The organism is Streptomyces sp. NPDC014676 (assembly GCF_043084105.1).
GTDB lineage: Bacteria > Actinomycetota > Actinomycetes > Streptomycetales > Streptomycetaceae > Streptomyces.
The window spans coordinates 363,382-379,903 of sequence record NZ_JBIBZI010000008.1; the positions used below are offsets into that span (position 1 = coordinate 363,382).

A 16,522-nucleotide genomic window follows, 5' to 3' on the forward strand; every position below is an offset into this window, starting at 1 on the left:
TGACATATCGCTGTCAGTTGTCCACAGGCGAGTGACACGAATCGGTAACGGCGGCAACAATGCGGGAGTGGTGTCACGCGGAACTTTTCCCGCGTGGTGTCCGTGATTCGGGGTGGGCCGGTCCGCACAGCAAGGCGTCGGCCCGGGACATTTGGGGTCCCCCGCTCCTTGGGGAGCGGGGGAAGGGCCGAGGAGGGCCGGGTGACGACCTATGACGATCGAGCGAGCCTCACTGATCTGACCGCCGTGGTGGAGCGCGTGCGGAGTTCGGTGGAAGGCGTGATCGAGGGAAAGCCCGAGGTCGTACGGCTCTCGCTGACCGTGCTGCTCGCCGAGGGACATCTGCTCATCGAGGACGTCCCGGGAGTCGGCAAGACGATGCTGGCCAAGGCACTGGCGCGGTCCATCGACTGTTCGGTGCGGCGGATCCAGTTCACGCCGGACCTGCTGCCCTCGGACATCACCGGCGTGTCCATCTGGGACCAGCAGCGCCGCGACTTCGAGTTCAAGCCGGGCGCCATCTTCGCGCAGGTGGTGATCGGCGACGAGATCAACCGCGCGTCGCCGAAGACGCAGTCCGCGCTGCTGGAGTCGATGGAGGAGCGCCAGGTCACCATCGACGGCAAGACCTACGAACTGCCCAGCCCGTTCATGGTCGTGGCGACGCAGAACCCGGTCGAGATGGAGGGCACCTACCCGCTGCCGGAGGCCCAGCGCGACCGTTTCATGGCCCGCGTCTCGGTCGGCTACCCGAGCGCGGAGGCCGAGCTGCAGATGCTGGACGTGCACGGCGGCGTCTCCCCGCTGGAGGACCTCCAGCCGGTGGCGCACGCGCACGAGATCCTCAAGCTGATCGAGGCGGTGCGCGACGTGTACGTGGCCGAACCGATCCGCCGGTACGTGGTGGACCTGGTCGCCGCCACCCGCACGCACCCCGATCTCAGACTCGGCGCCTCACCGCGCGCGACCCTGCATCTGCTGCGCGCGGCGAAGGCGTCGGCGGCCCTCGGCGGCCGGGACTACGCGCTGCCGGACGACGTGCAGGCGCTCGCCGTGGCCGTCCTCGCCCACCGGCTGCTGCCCACCGCCCAGGCCCAGCTCAACCGCCGCACCTCCGAGCAGGTGGTGCAGGAGATCCTCCAGCGCATCCCGGTGCCCGCGGACCACTCCCGGACGCCCTCGGAGGCCCCGCGGCAGAGCGGCCTCGGCCACGGCGGGCCGGGCTACGGCCAGCAGCCGCCCCGGAGGCTGTGATGACGACCGCGGGCCCCACCGCGGGCGCGGTCCACTCGGAGGGCGACCGGGGTGACCGGAGCGGCGTCAGGACGGCCCTGGCGGGTCTCACCACCCGCGGACGCTCCTTCCTGGCCGCCGGTGTGGCCGCCGCGATCTGCGCGTACGTGCTCGGGCAGAGCGATCTGCTGCGGGTCGGGCTGCTGCTGGCGGTGCTGCCGCTGATGTGCGCGGCCGTGCTCTACCGCACCCACTACCGGGTCGCCGGCAGCCGCCGGCTCTCCCCCGGCCGGGTGCCCGCCGGCTCCGAGGCGCGGGTGCACCTGCGGATGGAGAACGTCTCGCGGCTGCCCACGGGCCTGCTGATGCTCCAGGACCGGGTGCCCTACGTGCTCGGCCCGCGCCCCCGGTTCGTCCTGGACCGGGTGGAGGCGGGCGGGCGCCGGGAGGTGTCCTACCGGGTCCGCTCCGACCTGCGCGGCCGCTATCCGCTGGGCCCGTTGCAGCTGCGGCTGTCCGACCCGTTCGGGATGTGCGAGCTGACCCGGTCCTTCTCCACGTACGACACGCTGACGGTGATCCCGCGTGTGGAGCCGCTGCCGCCGGTGCGGCTGAGCGGTGAGGCGAAGGGGTACGGCGACGGCCGGCAGCGCGCGCTGGCGCTGGCCGGCGAGGACGACGTGATCCCGCGCGGCTACCGCTACGGCGACGACCTGCGCCGGGTGCACTGGCGCTCCACCGCCCGCTACGGCGAGCTGATGGTGCGCCGCGAGGAACAGCCGCAGCGCGCCCGGTGCACGGTGCTGCTGGACACCCGGGCCGTCGCCTACGCGGGCGCCGGACCGGACTCGGCGTTCGAGTGGGCGGTGTCCGGCGCGGCCTCCGTGCTGGTGCACATGCTGGAGCGGGGCTTCTCGGTACGGCTGCTGACCGACACCGGCACCTCGGTGCCCGGCGAGGGCTCCGACGGGTTCGCGGGGGTGAGCCAGGAGTCGGCGGACGCGGCCGGGCTGATGATGGACACCCTCGCCGTGGTGGACCACTCCGACGAGGAGGGCCTGTCCCGCGCCTACGACGTGCTGCGCGGCGGGAACGAGGGGCTGCTGGTCGCCTTCCTCGGCGACCTGGACGAGGAGCAGGCCGCGGTGCTCACCCGGATGCGCCAGCGCGGCGGGGGCGCACTCGCCTTCCTGCTGGACAGTGGGGCCTGGCTGCGGGAACCGGCCGATGTGCCCGGCGCGCCGGACCGGCGCGGGGAGCGGCTGCGGATGCTGCGCGAGGCGGGCTGGGCGGCGCTGGACGTGCCGCCGGGCGCCCCGCTGGACGAGCTGTGGCGGCAGGCGGACCGGGAGCGTTCGGGCCTGGCCGCGGCGAGTGGTGGGGAGGGACCGTGATCAGCGGACGGGCGAGGCTGACGCTGTGCGCGTGGGCGGCCACACTGATGGCGGCGTGCGCCCTGCTGCCGCTGGTCGACCAGGCGGCCTGGATCCTCCAGGCGGCGTTCCTGCTGGCGGTGCAGTCGGGCGTGGGCGCGGCGGCCCGGCGGGTGCCGCTGGCGCGTCCGCTGACGGTGGCGGCGCAGTTCCTGGTGACGCTGGTGCTGCTCACCCTGGTGTTCGCGCGTGAGCACGCCTTCGCCGGGCTGATACCCGGCCCCGACGCCGTCCGCTTCTTCGCCGAACTGCTGGAGCAGGGCGGCGACGACGTCAGCCGGTACGCACCCCCGGCGCCGCTGTCCGACGGCATCCGGCTGATGCTGATCGGCGGCGTGCTGGTGATCGGGCTGCTGGTGGACACCCTCGCGGTGACCTTCCGCGGCGCGGCCCCGGCCGGACTGCCGCTGCTCGCCCTGTACTCGGTGGCCGCGGGGCTGGCCGACAACGACATCGACTGGCTGTGGTTCCTGCTGGCGGCGGCCGGCTATCTGATGCTGCTGCTCGCCGAGGGCCGGGACCGGCTCTCCCAGTGGGGGCGCGTGTTCGGCGGGGCGCCCGGTCCGGGCGGGGACTCGTCCGGCGCCGTCGCACCGGTGCGCACCGGGCGGCGGATCGGCGCGGTCGCCCTGGGCATCGCCCTGGTGGTGCCGCTCGCCCTGCCCGCGATGAACGGCGGTCTGCTGGACCCCGCCGGTACGGGGGTCGGCTCGGGCTCCGGCGGGGGCGGCACCATCTCCGCGGTGAACCCGCTGGTGTCGCTGCGCGACTCGCTGAACCAGGACGAGGACCGCCAGGTCATGTCGGTGCGCTCCGAGATGACGGACGTGTCGGACCTGTACCTGCGAATCGTGTCCCTGGACGACTTCGACGGCACCACGTGGAAGCCGTCGAAGCGGTCCATCACCACCGTTCCCGACGGCACGTTCCCGACCCCGCCGGGCCTCGGCCCCACTGTCGCGCGCACGGAGACCGGCACGACGATCTCGACCGCCGACTCGTACGGTCAGGACTGGCTGCCGATGCCGTACCCGCCGAGCGGGGTGAGCATCCGGGGCAACTGGCGCTACGAACCCGTCGGCATGACACTGGTCGGCGACCACGGGCAGAACACGCGCGGTCTGACGTACGAGGTGCGCAGCCTCCATGTGCGGCCCACGGCGGAGCAGCTGGCCGGTGCGCCGCGGCCGCCGGCCGCGCTGGAGCGCGAGTACACCGCACTGCCGGACTCGCTGCCGGCCGTGGTGTCCCGCACCGCCCGCGAGGTCACCGAGGGCGCTGCCAACGCCTACGACCAGGCGGTCAAGCTCCAGGAGTACTTCACGCTGTACGGCGGCTTCAGGTACGACACCGAGGTCGACGTCGGCAGCGGTTCGCAGGCGATCGCGCGCTTCCTGCGGGACAAGCAGGGCTTCTGCGTGCACTTCTCCTTCGCGATGGCGTCGATGGCCCGTTCGCTGGGCATACCGGCGCGGGTCGCGGTGGGCTTCGCGCCCGGCACCCGGCAGCCGGACGACACGATCGCGGTCACGCTGCGGGACGCGCACGCCTGGCCCGAGCTGTACTTCGAGGGTGTGGGCTGGACCCGGTTCGAGCCGACCCCGACCCGTGGTTCGACGCCGTCGTACACCGTGCAGGACACCGCGGAGAACCCGGTGCCCGATCCCGCCCTGCCCTCGCAGACCGCGTCCGCGGAGCCGTCGGCGGAGCCCTCGGAGAGCGAGAGCTGCACGGCGGAGCGGAGGAGGCTGGGGGCGTGCGAGAGCGAGTCGCCGCAGGCGGCCCTGCCCGCGGGCGGTGACGGGCCGAAGTGGTACGCGCTGCTGGCGTGGGCGCTGGCCGGGCTCGCGGTGCTGGTGCTGCCGCTGTCGCCGATGCTGTGGCGGGGGCGGACCCGGGCGGTACGGCTGGGCGGGCACGGCCGGTCGGAGGCGGAGGCGGCGCCGTACGTCCTGGCCGTCTGGGACGAGCTGACCGACACGGCGTGGGACTACGGCATCGCGCCGGACGAGTCGCTGACCCCGCGCCGGGCGGCGGACCGGATCGTGCGGCTGGGCCGGCTCGGGCCGGGTGCGGCGGCGTCGGTGCACCGGGTGGCCGACGCGGTGGAGCAGGTCCTGTACGCGCCTCGGCCGCGGCCGGTGGTGGGGCTGGCGGACGAGGTGCGGGGGGTGGCCGCGGGGCTGCGGGCCTCGGCCGGCGGCCGGTGGGTGCGGATGCGGGCGGTGGTCGCTCCGCGGTCGAGTGTGCGGGTGGTGTGGGCGGTGTCGGCGTGGTGGGCCGGGGTGCGTACGCGTCTGGCGGCGCTTCGTCCGGCCTGGCGCCGGCCGTCACGGCAGCGGGGCTGAGCCCCGTCGGCCCCGCGGGGCGGGGCCGGTCCGCGTGGGGTTGTGGGCTGCTCACCGACGAGTGTGTACAAGGGGGTAACTCGATCGTGTGATGGTCGGCTGTCGGGCTTGCGGCGTTCTGGGCCGTTCGGGCTACGGTGATCGTGCGATCTGGGACGCCGGGTGCGGCGCCAGTGTGCGGGGCCCCCGCTCCACCGGAGTGATGGTTCGGGGCCTCCCCGTCGCCTCTGGCCGTATCCATCTGGCCAGGTCGTGCAGGGCGGTGCCCCTCAGCGGCCTCCGGCCGCGGGGGCCTCCCGGGACCGGACCGCGCACGGGATGCGTGTCGCCGACCCGGGGTCGAGTACGCCGGGGACCAGTGCGCCCAAGACCGTTCGGGGCGTGCGGCTGAGCGGACTCACTCCCGCTCAGTCCACAGGAACGGTTGCGTGGTACTCGGTGTGAGTGCTGGGCGGGGGTGGGGTCCGCTGCCCGGCGCTCACGGGGTGCCTCCCCCGCTCTCGGCTTCTCCCCCGCTCTCGGCTTCGCTCGAGCGGGGGGACCCCATGAGCGGAAGGTGCCCTCACCGCCCACCCGTGCCGTTGGGGGCACCTCCCAGGCCCTCAAGGCACTGGGGGAGGCACGACTGCCCGCGGAGAGCGAACGGACCGGCACGACCGCCCACGGGAACGGGTGGGCAGGCACGACCTCCCGCGGAGAGCGAGCAGGCAGGCACGACCGCTCGTGGGAACGGCGGGGCATGCCGAAGGGGGCGGCCACCTTGTGGTGGCCGCCCCCTTCGGCGAGTTTTCGGTCGGGCTAGCGGCCGCCCTGTTCGTCGCGGCGGCGTTGCCAGCGTTCCTCGATGCGGTCCATCATCGAGCGGCGTTGTCTGGTCTGGCGGCCCGCCTGTGGCGTGCCCGTCGCGCCGACGGCCTGCTCTCCCGGCTTGGGTGCCTTGCGCCAGCCGGTCACCGCGAGAACCGCGCAGCCCAGCATCACGAGGAACCCCACCACACTGAGCCAGACCTGCTGGGCGACCATACCGGCCATGAGGAGCGCAATACCCACGAGGAAGCCCGCGACCGCCTGGTAGACCCGTCGCCGGGTGTACGTACGCAGCCCGCTTCCCTCGAGCGCCGTCGCGAACTTGGGATCTTCGGCGTACAGCGCTCGCTCCATTTGCTCGAGCATGCGCTGCTCGTGCTCCGAGAGCGGCACGGAGTCCTCCTCATCGTGCAGTCGCCGGGGCGACCCGGGGGTCCCTTCAGGATAGGCAGGGAATCGCCCCCGTGAAACCCGCCCCTCTGCGCCAATTGGCCAACCGGTACCAGCCATCACGTCCCGGTCCGCCTGAGGCTTCTCATTCCCCGGCGGCCGACCCGTCATGCCCGGCGGTCTCCCTCGATCATACGGCGCCAAGCCGCCATTCGGGGGGCCTGTGGCGCACTCCATGCACGGCGGGGCCACCGGACGCGCCGCTGATCAGCGGCGCGTCCCGGCAGCCGCTCAGACCTCCGGGGTCCCCCGCGTCTCACCGAGCACATGAAGTTGCGTGGCCACGGAGTGGAAGGCGGCGAGCTCGGCCGCCGCGGCCTCCAGCCTCAGCAGCGCGTCCAGGGCTCCGGGCTCGGTGTCGACGAGCACGCCGGGGACGAGGTCGGCGAAGACCCGCACGCCGTGCACGGCGCCGACCGTCAGGCCCGCGCCCTCCACGAGCGCGGTGAGCCGGTCGGCGGTGAAGCGGCGCGGCACGGGGTCGCCGGTGCCCCATCGGCCGTCCGGGTCGTCGAGCGCCTGCTTGGCCTCCGTGAAGTGACCGGCGAGGGCACGGGCGAGCACGGCGCCGCCGAGGCCCGCCGCGAGCAGGCTGAGGACGCCGTCGGGACGCAGGGCCGCCACCGCGTTGCGGACGCCTTCGGCGGGGTCGTCGACGTACTCCAGGACGCCGTGGCACAGCACGACGTCGTAACCGCCGCGCTCGGCCACGTCGAAGAGGCCCCGGGCGTCGCCCTGGACGCCCCGCACCCGGTCGGCGACGCCGGCCTCGGCGGCGCGGCGCTCCAGCGCGAACAGCGCGTTGGGGCTGGGGTCGACGACGGTCACCTGGTGGCCGAGCCGGGCCAGGGGCACCGCGAAGTTGCCGCTGCCGCCGCCGGTGTCGAGGACGTCCAGCGCCTGCCGTCCGGTCGCCTTGACCCGGCGTTCCAGGGCGTCCTGGAGGACCTCCCAGACCACGGCGGTACGGAGGGCGGCGCGGGGCCGCATCGGGTCCGACACGGTAGTTGACTCCTCGGCGGGGCGCCGCCTGGTCTGCGGCGGGGCGATCGGGTTTCAGGCGGTGTCCACCCTATGGCCTGCGCCGTGGTTTCCGGCCACCTGGCCGAGGGGCTAGGGGGCCGCGCGAGGTGTTCCGCCCCCTCCGTCCCTCCCCTTCCCGTCCCCGGGGGCCTCGCCCCCGGACCCCCTTCGCGCGGCTCCCCGCGCTCCTGGGAGGGGCAGGACCGGTTGGAGGACCAGCATCTGTTCGACCAGGCGGAGGAACATCGCGACGTCGCGTATCAGGTCGTCGGCGTCGCGGACGGTGGCCGCGCCCTGGATGCCGGCCTCGGCGCGGGCACGGCGCCCGGCCCCGGAGGCGAACAGCGCGCTCCACTCGGTGAGTTCGGGCGCGATCTCGGGGAGCACTTCCCAGGCGCTCCGTATCCGGGCCCGGGCCCGGGGCGAGGCCTCGGGCCGGCCGCGGGCGGCGAGCACGGCGGCGGCGGTGCGCAGGGCGGCGAGGTGGGCCGTCGCGTAGCGCTCGTTGGGTGTCTCCAGGACGGCGGCTTCGTCGAGTCCGGCACGGGCCTGGGCGAGCAGGTCGAGGGCGGCGGGCGGGGCCGTGGCGCGGCGCAGCACGGGGTGGATGTCGCTCGCCGGGCCGTTCAGTGAGGGGGCAGGGCCGGTTGCGCGGCGCCGGCGGGCGGCGGCTGCGGACGGGTTGGCCATGACGAACCTCCTGTCGTCTTGGTGACGGCTCCCCTCCCAAGAGGTGCCGTATGTACACATCGTGAGGTATGCCACTGACAATCCGTTCTGACCTGGGCTTTTGCTTCGATCGACTGTTCGCGTTAGCTTTTGCACTGACCAGTCAGTTCAAAAACAGGGGGATGCGGTGGACGGTCCGTCCGGACTCGCCGTCACGGCCCGCGGCTTCGGCCTGAAGGGGCCCCGGGGGTGGGCGTTCCGCGGGGTCTCGGCCGACGCGGAGCCCGGCTCGCTGATCGCGGTGGAGGGTCCGTCCGGGTCGGGCCGCACCTGCCTGCTGCTCGCCCTCACCGGCCGGATGCGGCCCACGGAGGGCCTGGCCCGCGTGGGCGGGCTGGAACTGCCCCGGCGGATGTCCGCGGTCCGCCGGGGCAGCGCCCTCGCCCACGTCAGCGGCGTCACCGACCTCGACCCCGCCCTCACCGTCGGCGAGCACCTGCGCGAACAGACCCTGCTGCGACGCCGTTTCGGCGGCTCACCGTTCCTTTGGCCGCCGCGTCCGCGCACCGCGCGCGTCGACGCGGAGCAGAGCCTCGTCGACACGGCCCTCACCACCTCCGGACTCGACCTCGCGGCCCTGCCCAAGGGCGCGCGGACCGCCGTACGGGACCTGGAGCGGGTGGAGGCGCTGCGGCTGTCGCTCGCGCTGGCGCTGCTGGGGCGCCCCCGCCTTCTCGGTGTGGACGACACCGACCTGAAACTGTCGCCCGCCGAACGGGACACGGTCTGGGCCCTGCTGCGGTCCATCGCCGGCGCCGGCACCACCGTGCTGGCCGTGTGCGGCGAGGCACCGCCCGACGCGACGCCCGTCCGCACGGGAACCGGCCGGCACGACGACGGGAAGGAGACCGCCGATGCGATCACCGCGACTGGCCGCTCTTGAGCTCCGGCGCTTCGGCCGGGGCAGGCTGCCGCGCGCGGCCCTGGTCGCCCTGCTGGTGCTGCCGCTGCTGTACGGCGCCCTGTACCTGTGGTCGTTCTGGGACCCGTACGGCCGGCTGGACCGGATCCCGGTGGCGCTGGTGAACGACGACGAGGGGGCGCGCGCCGACGGGAAGCGGATCGCCGCGGGCGACGACATCGCCGAGGGGCTGCGTGACAGTAGCACCTTCGACTGGCGGGAGGTGAGCGCGGCCGAGGCCCGGCGGGGCGTCGAGGACGGCACGTACTACCTGTCGCTGACCCTGCCCGCCGACCTCAGCCGCCGTATCGCCTCCAGCTCGGGCGGCTCCCCCGAGACGGGCGCCCTCCAGGTGCGGACGAACGACGCCAACAACTACATCGTCGGGCAGATCTCCCGGACGGTCTTCGGCGAGGTGCGCCGGGCCGCGTCCACGAAGACCTCGCGCTCCTTCCTGGACCGGATCTTCGTCTCGTTCTCGGACATCCACGGCGAGACCGTGAAGGCGGCCGAGGGGGCCGACGAGCTGAGCGGCGGCATCGGGAAGGCGGAGAAGGGCTCCAAGGACCTCGCCGACGGCCTGGCGGACGCCCGCAAGGGCAGCGGCAAGCTCTCCAAGGGCCTGGAGACCCTCCACAAGGGCGCCGGCGACCTGGAGGACGGCTCGAAGAAGGTCGCGGACGGCACGCGGCGCCTCGCCGCCAAGGTGAACGCGGTCGACGCCGAGGTGGGCCCGTTCCTCGAGAAGAACGAGAAGACCATCGGCGACACCGCGCGGTTCGTCGCCGGCTCGGCCGGGAAGCTCCGCGCGGACCTCGGCACCCTGGAGGAGGAGGCGCCGGCCGCCGCGCAGGACGCCCGCGCGGCGGCCGGCACCATGGACGGCATCCACAAGGCACGCTGTGAGGACCCCGTCCTGCCCGACGCCGCCTGCCCGGACCTGGAGAAGGCCCGGGACGCGGCGGCCACGGCGGCGGACGTCGCCGCCGACACCAGCGCCCTGGTCACCGGCCACCGCGACGACCTGAAGGAGCTCGACACCCACCTCGCCGCCCTGGAGAAGCAGGCCCGGGCGCTCGCCGGCCGCGCCCCGCACCTCTCCGAGGACCTCGACGACGCCGTCACCAGGATCAACAAGCTCGACGCCGGGGCCGGCAAGGTCGCCGCCGGCGCGAAGAAGCTGAACAAGGGACTCGGCACCGCCGAGACCGGCGCCACGGACCTGGACAAGGGCGTAGGCGAGCTGAAGACCGGCGCGGGTGACCTGAACGGCGGACTCCACAAGCTCGTCGACGGCTCCGGCGAACTCGCCGGCGGCCTGCACGACGGCGCCGGGAGGATCCCCGACTACGACGAGCGGGACCGCGACCGGCGCACCGAGGTGATGGCCGACCCGGTCCGGCTCGTCTCCCACGACCTGCACAAGGCGCCCGACTACGGCACCGGCTTCGCCCCGTACTTCATCCCGCTGTCGCTGTGGGTGGGCGCGATGGTGGCGTACATGCTGATCGCGCCGATGAACCGGCGCGCGCTCGCGGCCGGTGCCTCCGCCTGGCGGATCGCGCTGGCGGGCTGGCTGCCGGTGGTGGCGATCGGGGTGCTGCAGACGCTGGCGCTGATGTCGGTGCTGCACTGGGGGCTCGGGCTGCGGATGGCGCGGGCGGCCGGGACCGTGGGCTTCCTGTTCCTGGTGACGGCGTGCTTCGCGGCGATCGTGCAGTGGCTGAACGCGCGCTTCGGCGCGGCCGGCCGGATCCTCGTCCTCGCGCTGCTGATGCTCCAGCTCACCTCGGCGGGCGGCACGTACCCCGTGCAGACCAGCCCCGGCTTCTTCAACGCGCTGCACCCGTTCCTGCCGATGAGCCATGTCGTCGGGGCGCTGCGGCGCCTCATCACGGGCGGCGGGCTCACACCGGTGTGGCAGGCGTGCGCCGTGCTCGCGGCCTTCACCGCGGGCGCCCTCGCGCTGACCGCGCTGTCGGCCCGCCGCCGCCAGGTGTGGACGATGGACCGGCTGCACCCGGAACTGACCTTGTGAACGGACGGATCGGCGTTCCTGTGACAATCGGGGCCATGGAACGCAGCAGCACCACGCCGGGCGGCAGTCCCCGTCGCGAGGCCACCCGGCAGAAGCTCTACGAAGCGGCCGTCACCCTCATCGCCGAGCAAGGTTTCTCCGCCACCACCGTGGACGAGATCGCCGAGCGGGCGGGGGTCGCGAAGGGCACGGTCTACTACAACTTCGCGAGCAAGTCGGTCCTCTTCGAGGAGCTGCTGCGGCACGGGGTCGGTCTGCTGACCGCCTCTCTGCGGGAGGCGGCCGAGCGGACGGCCGCGGAGGGCGGCGGCAAGGTCGACGCCCTGGACGCGATGATCCGCGCGGGGCTCGTCTTCATCGACCGCTACCCGGCCTTCACCCAGCTGTACGTGGCCGAGCTGTGGCGCACCAACCGGGCCTGGCAGTCCACGCTGACGGTGGTGCGGCAGCAGGCCGTGGCGGTGGTCGAGGGCGTGCTGCGCGAGGGCGTGGCGAACGGCGAGTTCAGCGAGGAGATCGACGTCCCGCTGACGGCGGCGGCACTGGTCGGCATGGTGCTGGTGGCCGCGCTGGACTGGAAGTCCTTCCAGCCGGAGCGCTCCCTGGACGACGTGCACTCCGCCCTGTCCCGGCTGCTGCAGGGGCGGGTCAGCGGCCGCCGCTGAGTCCCGGACGGGCGAAGGCGCCGGCCCTGCGGTGGCCGCGTCCCCCGCGGGCCACCGCCGGACCGGCGCCTTCCTTGCTCCCCCGTGCGTTCCCCCCGGAACCCCGTTGCGGTCGTCCCCCGGGTCCCCCGTGCCTCGCTCCCGCCGACGGTTCCGGCGGAAGGAGCGGATCGCGGGCCCGTACCGTTCCGGCGCCCCGTGTCGCCGGTTCCGGGGCGGGGCCCCTCTCCGTGGTCTCCACTCTCCCGTTCCCGGGGCCGGCCCCCATCCGCGCGCGTACTCAACTCGGCGGCTAGGTACGGGTACTCAGGGCTGCGCACGCGCGCCCACGGCCCGGTGCCGCCGCCTGGAGCCCGGGGCGGGGGCGCGGGTACTCGGGGACGGGCTGTCGGCGGCGGATAAAGTCCCTGGCATGGCACGGATTGCGGTGATCGGCGCCGGGATGGGCGCGATGGCGGCCGCCGCCCGGCTGGCCGTCGCGGGCCACCGGGTGACGGTGTACGAGCGGACGGAGACGTACGGCGGCGCGCTGCGCCGTCTGGAACGGGACGGGTTCGCCTTCGACACGGGGCCCGGACTGCTCCCGCTGCCCGCGGTCTACCGGGATCTGTTCCTGAAGACCGGCAAGGAGCCGCTGGAGGCGTGCGTCGAGCTGGTCCAGGTCGACCCGTCGTCGCACCACGTGTTCGCGGACGGTACGTGCGTGTCGCTGCCGAACGCCTCCCGCGCGGGCGTCGTCTCCGCGCTGGAGGAGAGCCTCGGGGCGGACGCGGCCCGGCGCTGGGGGGAGTTCCTGGTGCGGGCCCGGGATGCCTGGGACCGGTCGCGCCGGCCGCTGCTGGAGGAGCCGCTGTGGCCGAACTGGCAGGTGCTGGCCGAGCGTGAGCCGTATCCGGCGGTCCCGCACAGGAGGTTCCTGCGCACGCGCACGGCGGGCACGCTCGCGGAGGCCGGTGCGTGGGAGCTGCGCGATCCCCGGCTGATCGCGCTGCTGGAGGGCCACGCCCTGGCGTACGGCCTCGACCCCCGCGCCACTCCGGCGAGCGCGGCGGTGCTGCCGTACATGGAGCACGCCTTCGGCATGTGGTACGTGCGCGGCGGCATGCGGGAGCTGGCGCGGGCGGTGTACGAGCGGTGCCTGGCCCGCCGGGTGGAGTTCCGCTTCGGCGCGGAGGCCGCCGGGATCCTGGAGGAGGACGGCCGGGCGGCGGGGCTGGAGCTCGCCGACGGCACCGTCGCGGAGGCGGACCTCGTGGTCGCCGGGGTGGCCCCCGGGGTGCTGGACCGGCTGAGCCGGGGGACGCGGGTGCGCGGTGCCGGAGAGGTACCGGCCCGGCGGGGGACGGCGAGCAGGGTGACGGTGGCGCTGGCGCTGCGGGGCGGGCGCCCGGCGGGGACCCCGCACCGTACGGTCGTGCACGCGGAGGACCGGGAGGCCGAACTGGAGTCGCTGTCCGGTGCGCCCGGAGGCCTGCCCCCGCGGCCCACGGTCACGGTGCTGCGGCCGGACGACCCGGCACTGGTCCCGGACGCCGGCCACGAGGCGGTCACGGTGACGTCGGTGGTGCCCGCCGGGGCCGAGGGGGCCTGGGACGCGTACGCCGGGAATCTGATCGCCGTCGCCGAGCGTGCCGTACCCGGCCTGCGCGACCGGCTGCTGTGGCACGAGGTGCGCACCCCGGCCGACATCGCCGGGGAGACCGGCGCGGAGGGCGGCGCGGTGCCGGTACCGGCGCTGGCCGCGGCGGGCGGGCGGCTGCTGCACCCGGCCAACAGCACCGGTCTGGCGGGGCTGTTCACGGCCGGCGGCTGGTCCCATCCCGGCGGCGGGCTCCCGCACGCCGGGATGTCGGGGGCGCTGGTGGCCGGACTGATCGTGGAGGGGCCGGAGTTCCGCGGGTCGCAGTGAGCGCGCTCAGTAGCGGTACTGCTCGTCGTACCCGCCGCTGTTGCCTTCGCCGTGCGTCTGTCCGTCGCCCTGGTACGGGTACTGCTGCTGCTCGGGCGGGAGTTCACCGCCGTACGGGTCGTCGGCGGTGCGCTGCTGCGGGACCCACAGGCCGCCGGCCGGGGTCTCGCCGCCGTAGCCCTGCTGGGCGTACGGGTCCTGCCCGTAGCCCTGCTGGGAGTACTGCTGCGGGTCGGCGTAGCCGGTGTCGTACGAGGCGTTCCCGTAGGCCGAGTCGCCGATGTACGGATCGGAGTAGGCCGCGTACTGCTGCTGGCCCGTGGTGTCGTAGCCCTGCTGCTGTCCGTAACCGGAGTAGTCGTAGGCGTAGTCGGGGTCGGCGCCCTGGGCGGCCGCCGCGTACTGGTCCTGCGCCGGGGCCGCGTACCCGGTGTCGCCGCCGTAGACGCCGTAGGAGCCGGTGTCGTCGGGGATGGGCTGCGGCTCGTAGACGGCGGTGGTGTCGGCCGCCGGCCGGTCGGGGCGGGCGGCCGGGGTGAACACGTCGTCGCGGTCGTAGTCGTCGTCCGCGGGGCGGCCGGCCCGGTCGCGGGGGGCGTCGTCCTCGTCGCCGTAGCCGGCGCCGGGCGCCTCCAGGCCGGAGACCTCCAGGGTCGGCTCCTGGCGCCCGCGGTCGCCGCGGCGGCCCTTGGCGGCGGCCAGCACCGGCGCGTTGACCGCCCAGCCGGCCGCGAAGCCGCGGCGGAACGACAGGGTCACATAGGTCTGGCCGACCGCGAAGGCCGCGGCGCCCAGCCCGATGACGACCACGGACGGGATCAGCACGCCGAGCACGACGCCGAGGAAGCCGGCGAAGGCGAGCAGTCGCCAGCGCAGGCGCGCCTTGTACTGCAGCAGCACCTCACCGAGCAACCACAGCGCGACGACGCCGAACGCGATGTAGAGGACCGCCCAGCCCATGTACGCCCCTCTCCCAGTGGTCGCTACTCAGTGTGTCGTATATGAGTGCGACCGGTCTAGGCCCGCGGTGGGTGGTGCAGGCCCAGATTCTCGTAGATTTCCAGGGTCGCCGTGGAGTTGTTGAGCGTGATGAAGTGCAGTCCGGGCACTCCCTCGGCCAGCAGCCGGGCGCAGAACTCCGTGGCGAACTCGATACCGATCGAGCGTACCGCCGCCGGATCGTCCTTCGCTGCGAGGATCCGCTCCTCGAGGGCCTCCGGGAACACGGCGTTACTGAGCTTTGGCAACCTCTCCAGCATCTTCACGCTGGTCACCGGCATGACCTCGGGAATCACCGGGGTCTCGCAACCCGCCGCGTGGACTCGGTCACGCAGCCGCAGATAGGACTCGGGCTGGAAGAACATCTGGGTGATCGCGTAGTCGGCGCCGGCCCGGCACTTGTCGACGAAGTGGGCGACGTCGGCGTCCCAGTCGGCCGAGCGCGGGTGCATCTCCGGGAAGGCGGCGACGCCGACGCAGAAGTCGCCCGACTCCTTGATGAGCCGGACGAGTTCGGCGGCGTAGGTCAGCCCCTGCGGGTGCGGCACCCAGTCGCCCATCGGGTCGCCGGGCGGGTCGCCGCGCACGGCGAGCATGTTGCGGATCCCGGCGTCGGCGTACTGGCCGATGATGTTGCGCAGTTCGGCGACGGTGTGGTCGACCGCGGTGAGGTGGGCGACCGGGGTGAGGGTGGTGTCGGCGACGATCTGCTGGGTCTCCTTGACCGTGCCGGCGCGCGTGGAGCCGCCGGCGCCGTAGGTCACGGAGACGAAGTCCGGCGCGACCGCCTCGACCCTGCGCAGCGCGCTCCACAGGTTCCGCTCGCCCTTGGGGGTCTTCGGTGCCGAGAACTCGAACGAGAACGTCGTCTTGCCGGCGGCGAGCATGTCGCGCACGGTGCGTGCGCGATCAGTCCTGGTGGATGCTGTTCCGAGGGCCATACCGGCAGGTTAGCCAGGGGGCGGCGGTCCCCCAACCGGATGCGGAACATTTGTCTGGAATGCCGACTTGTTGTCCACCCCTTGGACAGTCCTGAGACGCGCGGGGGGTCATCCGGCGTCCACGGGCGCCGCCTGCCGCAGCCGCTTCGCGAACTCGGCCGCCGCCGCGCCCGGGTCGTCCGCCTCGGTGACGGCCCGTACGACGACGACCCGGCGGGCACCGGCGTCCAGCACCTCGTCGAGGTTGCCGAGGTCGATGCCGCCGATGGCGAACCAGGGGCGCTCGGTGCCCAGGGCGGCGGTGTACCGGACGAGGTCCAGGCCGGGGGCGTGGCGGCCGGGCTTGGTGGGGGTGGGCCAGCAGGGGCCGGTGCAGAAGTAGTCCACGCCGGGCTGGACGGCCGCCGCGGCGGCCTCGGACTCGGCGTGGGTGGAGCGGCCGATCAGGACGTCGTCGCCGAGGATCGCGCGGGCGGCGGGGACGGGCAGGTCGCCCTGGCCGAGGTGGAGGACGTCGGCTCCGGCGGCGTGGGCGACGTCCGCGCGGTCGTTGACCGCGAGCAGCTTGCCGTGCCGGGCGCAGGCGTCGGCGAGGACCGCCAGGTGCTCCAGCTCCTCGCCGGCCTCCATGCCCTTGTCCCGCAGTTGCACGATGTCGACCCCGCCGGCCAGGACCGCGTCCAGGAACTCCGCGAGATCGCCCTGCCGCCTGCGGGCGTCGGTGCACAGGTAGAGCAGGGCGTCGGCGAGCCGGGCGCGAGCGGTGGCGGTCACAGGAGGGTCCCCCCAGGGTGTCGGCGGCGTACGGACCCGGTGGGCCCGGTAGGGCATGGGCGGACGCCCCCGGCCGTCACGGGCCGACGGAGCGCGCACCGCAACGGACCCTATGCCGCCGCGCCGACGACCGCGAGACGCCCCTCACGGACCACCGCACCGCCCCGGACACCGCGAGCCGCCCGCATCCGGTACGCGGGACCACCCCGCCCGGAATCCCGGTGATCACGGCCCGGCGAACGCCTCCGCGCGGACGCGAGGCCGTCCCGCCG

General features: G+C 74.2%; 13 protein-coding genes. 7 read left to right on the forward strand and 6 right to left on the reverse strand.

Translation table 11 applies throughout. From position 1 onward, the window contains the following. Positions 1 to 201 precede the first annotated feature (201 nt). Genes ACF1DX_RS24145 through ACF1DX_RS24155 form a run of 3 tightly spaced genes read left to right on the forward strand, consistent with a single transcriptional unit; the run spans position 202 to position 5,014 of the window. Entirely contained in the window at positions 202 to 1,254 is a 1,053-nt protein-coding gene (locus tag ACF1DX_RS24145) for an AAA family ATPase (RefSeq protein WP_391793196.1), read from the forward strand. Further along, complete coding sequence (locus tag ACF1DX_RS24150) at positions 1,254 to 2,627, forward strand: DUF58 domain-containing protein (RefSeq protein WP_391793197.1); 1,374 nt, start codon at positions 1,254 to 1,256, stop codon at positions 2,625 to 2,627. The genes ACF1DX_RS24145 and ACF1DX_RS24150 overlap by 1 nt, the downstream gene beginning before the upstream one ends. 47 nt (positions 2,628 to 2,674) lie before the next feature. Then, positions 2,675 to 5,014: a DUF3488 and DUF4129 domain-containing transglutaminase family protein gene (locus tag ACF1DX_RS24155; RefSeq protein WP_391793259.1), complete on the forward strand. Its 2,340-nt coding sequence runs from the start codon at positions 2,675 to 2,677 to the stop codon at positions 5,012 to 5,014. A gap of 798 nt (positions 5,015 to 5,812) precedes the next feature. On the opposite strand, the gene ACF1DX_RS24160 is transcribed toward ACF1DX_RS24155, so the two are convergent. From ACF1DX_RS24160 to ACF1DX_RS24170, 3 genes are all read right to left on the reverse strand, one after another. After that, complete coding sequence (locus ACF1DX_RS24160) at positions 5,813 to 6,214, reverse strand: DUF3040 domain-containing protein (RefSeq protein ID WP_391793198.1); 402 nt, start codon at positions 6,212 to 6,214, stop codon at positions 5,813 to 5,815. A gap of 288 nt (positions 6,215 to 6,502) precedes the next feature. Continuing rightward, positions 6,503 to 7,273: a methyltransferase gene (locus ACF1DX_RS24165; RefSeq protein ID WP_391793199.1), complete on the reverse strand. Its 771-nt coding sequence runs from the start codon at positions 7,271 to 7,273 to the stop codon at positions 6,503 to 6,505. Positions 7,274 to 7,384: 111 nt separating this feature from the next. After that, on the reverse strand, positions 7,385 to 7,984 hold the full coding sequence (locus ACF1DX_RS24170) for an SAV_6107 family HEPN domain-containing protein (protein ID WP_391793200.1): 600 nt from the start codon (positions 7,982 to 7,984) through the stop codon (positions 7,385 to 7,387). 166 nt (positions 7,985 to 8,150) lie between these two features. Between ACF1DX_RS24170 and ACF1DX_RS24175 the strand changes: the two genes are divergently transcribed. From ACF1DX_RS24175 to ACF1DX_RS24190, 4 genes are all read left to right on the forward strand, one after another. Beyond that, positions 8,151 to 8,906, forward strand: a complete 756-nt coding sequence (locus tag ACF1DX_RS24175) for an ATP-binding cassette domain-containing protein (protein ID WP_391793201.1) — start codon at positions 8,151 to 8,153, stop codon at positions 8,904 to 8,906. Beyond that, on the forward strand, positions 8,878 to 10,962 hold the full coding sequence (locus tag ACF1DX_RS24180; RefSeq protein ID WP_391793202.1) for a YhgE/Pip family protein: 2,085 nt from the start codon (positions 8,878 to 8,880) through the stop codon (positions 10,960 to 10,962). Before ACF1DX_RS24175 ends, ACF1DX_RS24180 begins: the two co-directional genes overlap by 29 nt. A gap of 35 nt (positions 10,963 to 10,997) precedes the next feature. Continuing rightward, positions 10,998 to 11,627, forward strand: coding sequence for a TetR/AcrR family transcriptional regulator (locus tag ACF1DX_RS24185; RefSeq protein WP_391793203.1), 630 nt, complete (start codon positions 10,998 to 11,000; stop codon positions 11,625 to 11,627). Between the two features lie 412 nt (positions 11,628 to 12,039). Then, entirely contained in the window at positions 12,040 to 13,536 is a 1,497-nt protein-coding gene (locus tag ACF1DX_RS24190; RefSeq protein WP_391793204.1) for a phytoene desaturase family protein, read from the forward strand. A 6-nt stretch (positions 13,537 to 13,542) separates the two neighbouring features. Here the strand turns inward: ACF1DX_RS24190 and ACF1DX_RS24195 are convergent, their stop codons facing one another. The 3 genes from ACF1DX_RS24195 to thiE all read right to left on the reverse strand — a co-directional run bounded on the left by ACF1DX_RS24195 (position 13,543) and on the right by thiE (position 16,250). After that, the gene (locus ACF1DX_RS24195; protein ID WP_391793205.1) at positions 13,543 to 14,496 is read right to left on the reverse strand and encodes a hypothetical protein; all 954 of its coding nucleotides are present in this window, start codon (positions 14,494 to 14,496) and stop codon (positions 13,543 to 13,545) included. 56 nt (positions 14,497 to 14,552) lie between these two features. Continuing rightward, positions 14,553 to 15,476, reverse strand: a complete 924-nt coding sequence (gene metF / locus ACF1DX_RS24200) for a methylenetetrahydrofolate reductase [NAD(P)H] (protein ID WP_391793206.1) — start codon at positions 15,474 to 15,476, stop codon at positions 14,553 to 14,555. 108 nt (positions 15,477 to 15,584) lie between these two features. Continuing rightward, positions 15,585 to 16,250: a thiamine phosphate synthase gene (thiE, locus tag ACF1DX_RS24205; protein WP_391793207.1), complete on the reverse strand. Its 666-nt coding sequence runs from the start codon at positions 16,248 to 16,250 to the stop codon at positions 15,585 to 15,587. Between the last annotated feature and the right edge of the window lie 272 nt (positions 16,251 to 16,522).

Excerpts from the sequence above, each read along its gene's own strand:
- ACF1DX_RS24150 (WP_391793197.1), top strand. The coding sequence starts at position 1,254 with ATGACGACCGCGGGCCCCACCGCGGGCGCGGTCCACTCGGAGGGCGAC.
- ACF1DX_RS24195 (WP_391793205.1), bottom strand. The coding sequence starts at position 14,496 with ATGGGCTGGGCGGTCCTCTACATCGCGTTCGGCGTCGTCGCGCTGTGG.
- ACF1DX_RS24185 (WP_391793203.1), top strand. The coding sequence starts at position 10,998 with ATGGAACGCAGCAGCACCACGCCGGGCGGCAGTCCCCGTCGCGAGGCC.
- ACF1DX_RS24170 (WP_391793200.1), bottom strand. The coding sequence starts at position 7,984 with ATGGCCAACCCGTCCGCAGCCGCCGCCCGCCGGCGCCGCGCAACCGGC.
- metF (WP_391793206.1), bottom strand. The coding sequence starts at position 15,476 with ATGGCCCTCGGAACAGCATCCACCAGGACTGATCGCGCACGCACCGTG.
- ACF1DX_RS24190 (WP_391793204.1), top strand. The coding sequence starts at position 12,040 with ATGGCACGGATTGCGGTGATCGGCGCCGGGATGGGCGCGATGGCGGCC.
- ACF1DX_RS24180 (WP_391793202.1), top strand. The coding sequence starts at position 8,878 with ATGCGATCACCGCGACTGGCCGCTCTTGAGCTCCGGCGCTTCGGCCGG.
- ACF1DX_RS24155 (WP_391793259.1), top strand. The coding sequence starts at position 2,675 with ATGGCGGCGTGCGCCCTGCTGCCGCTGGTCGACCAGGCGGCCTGGATC.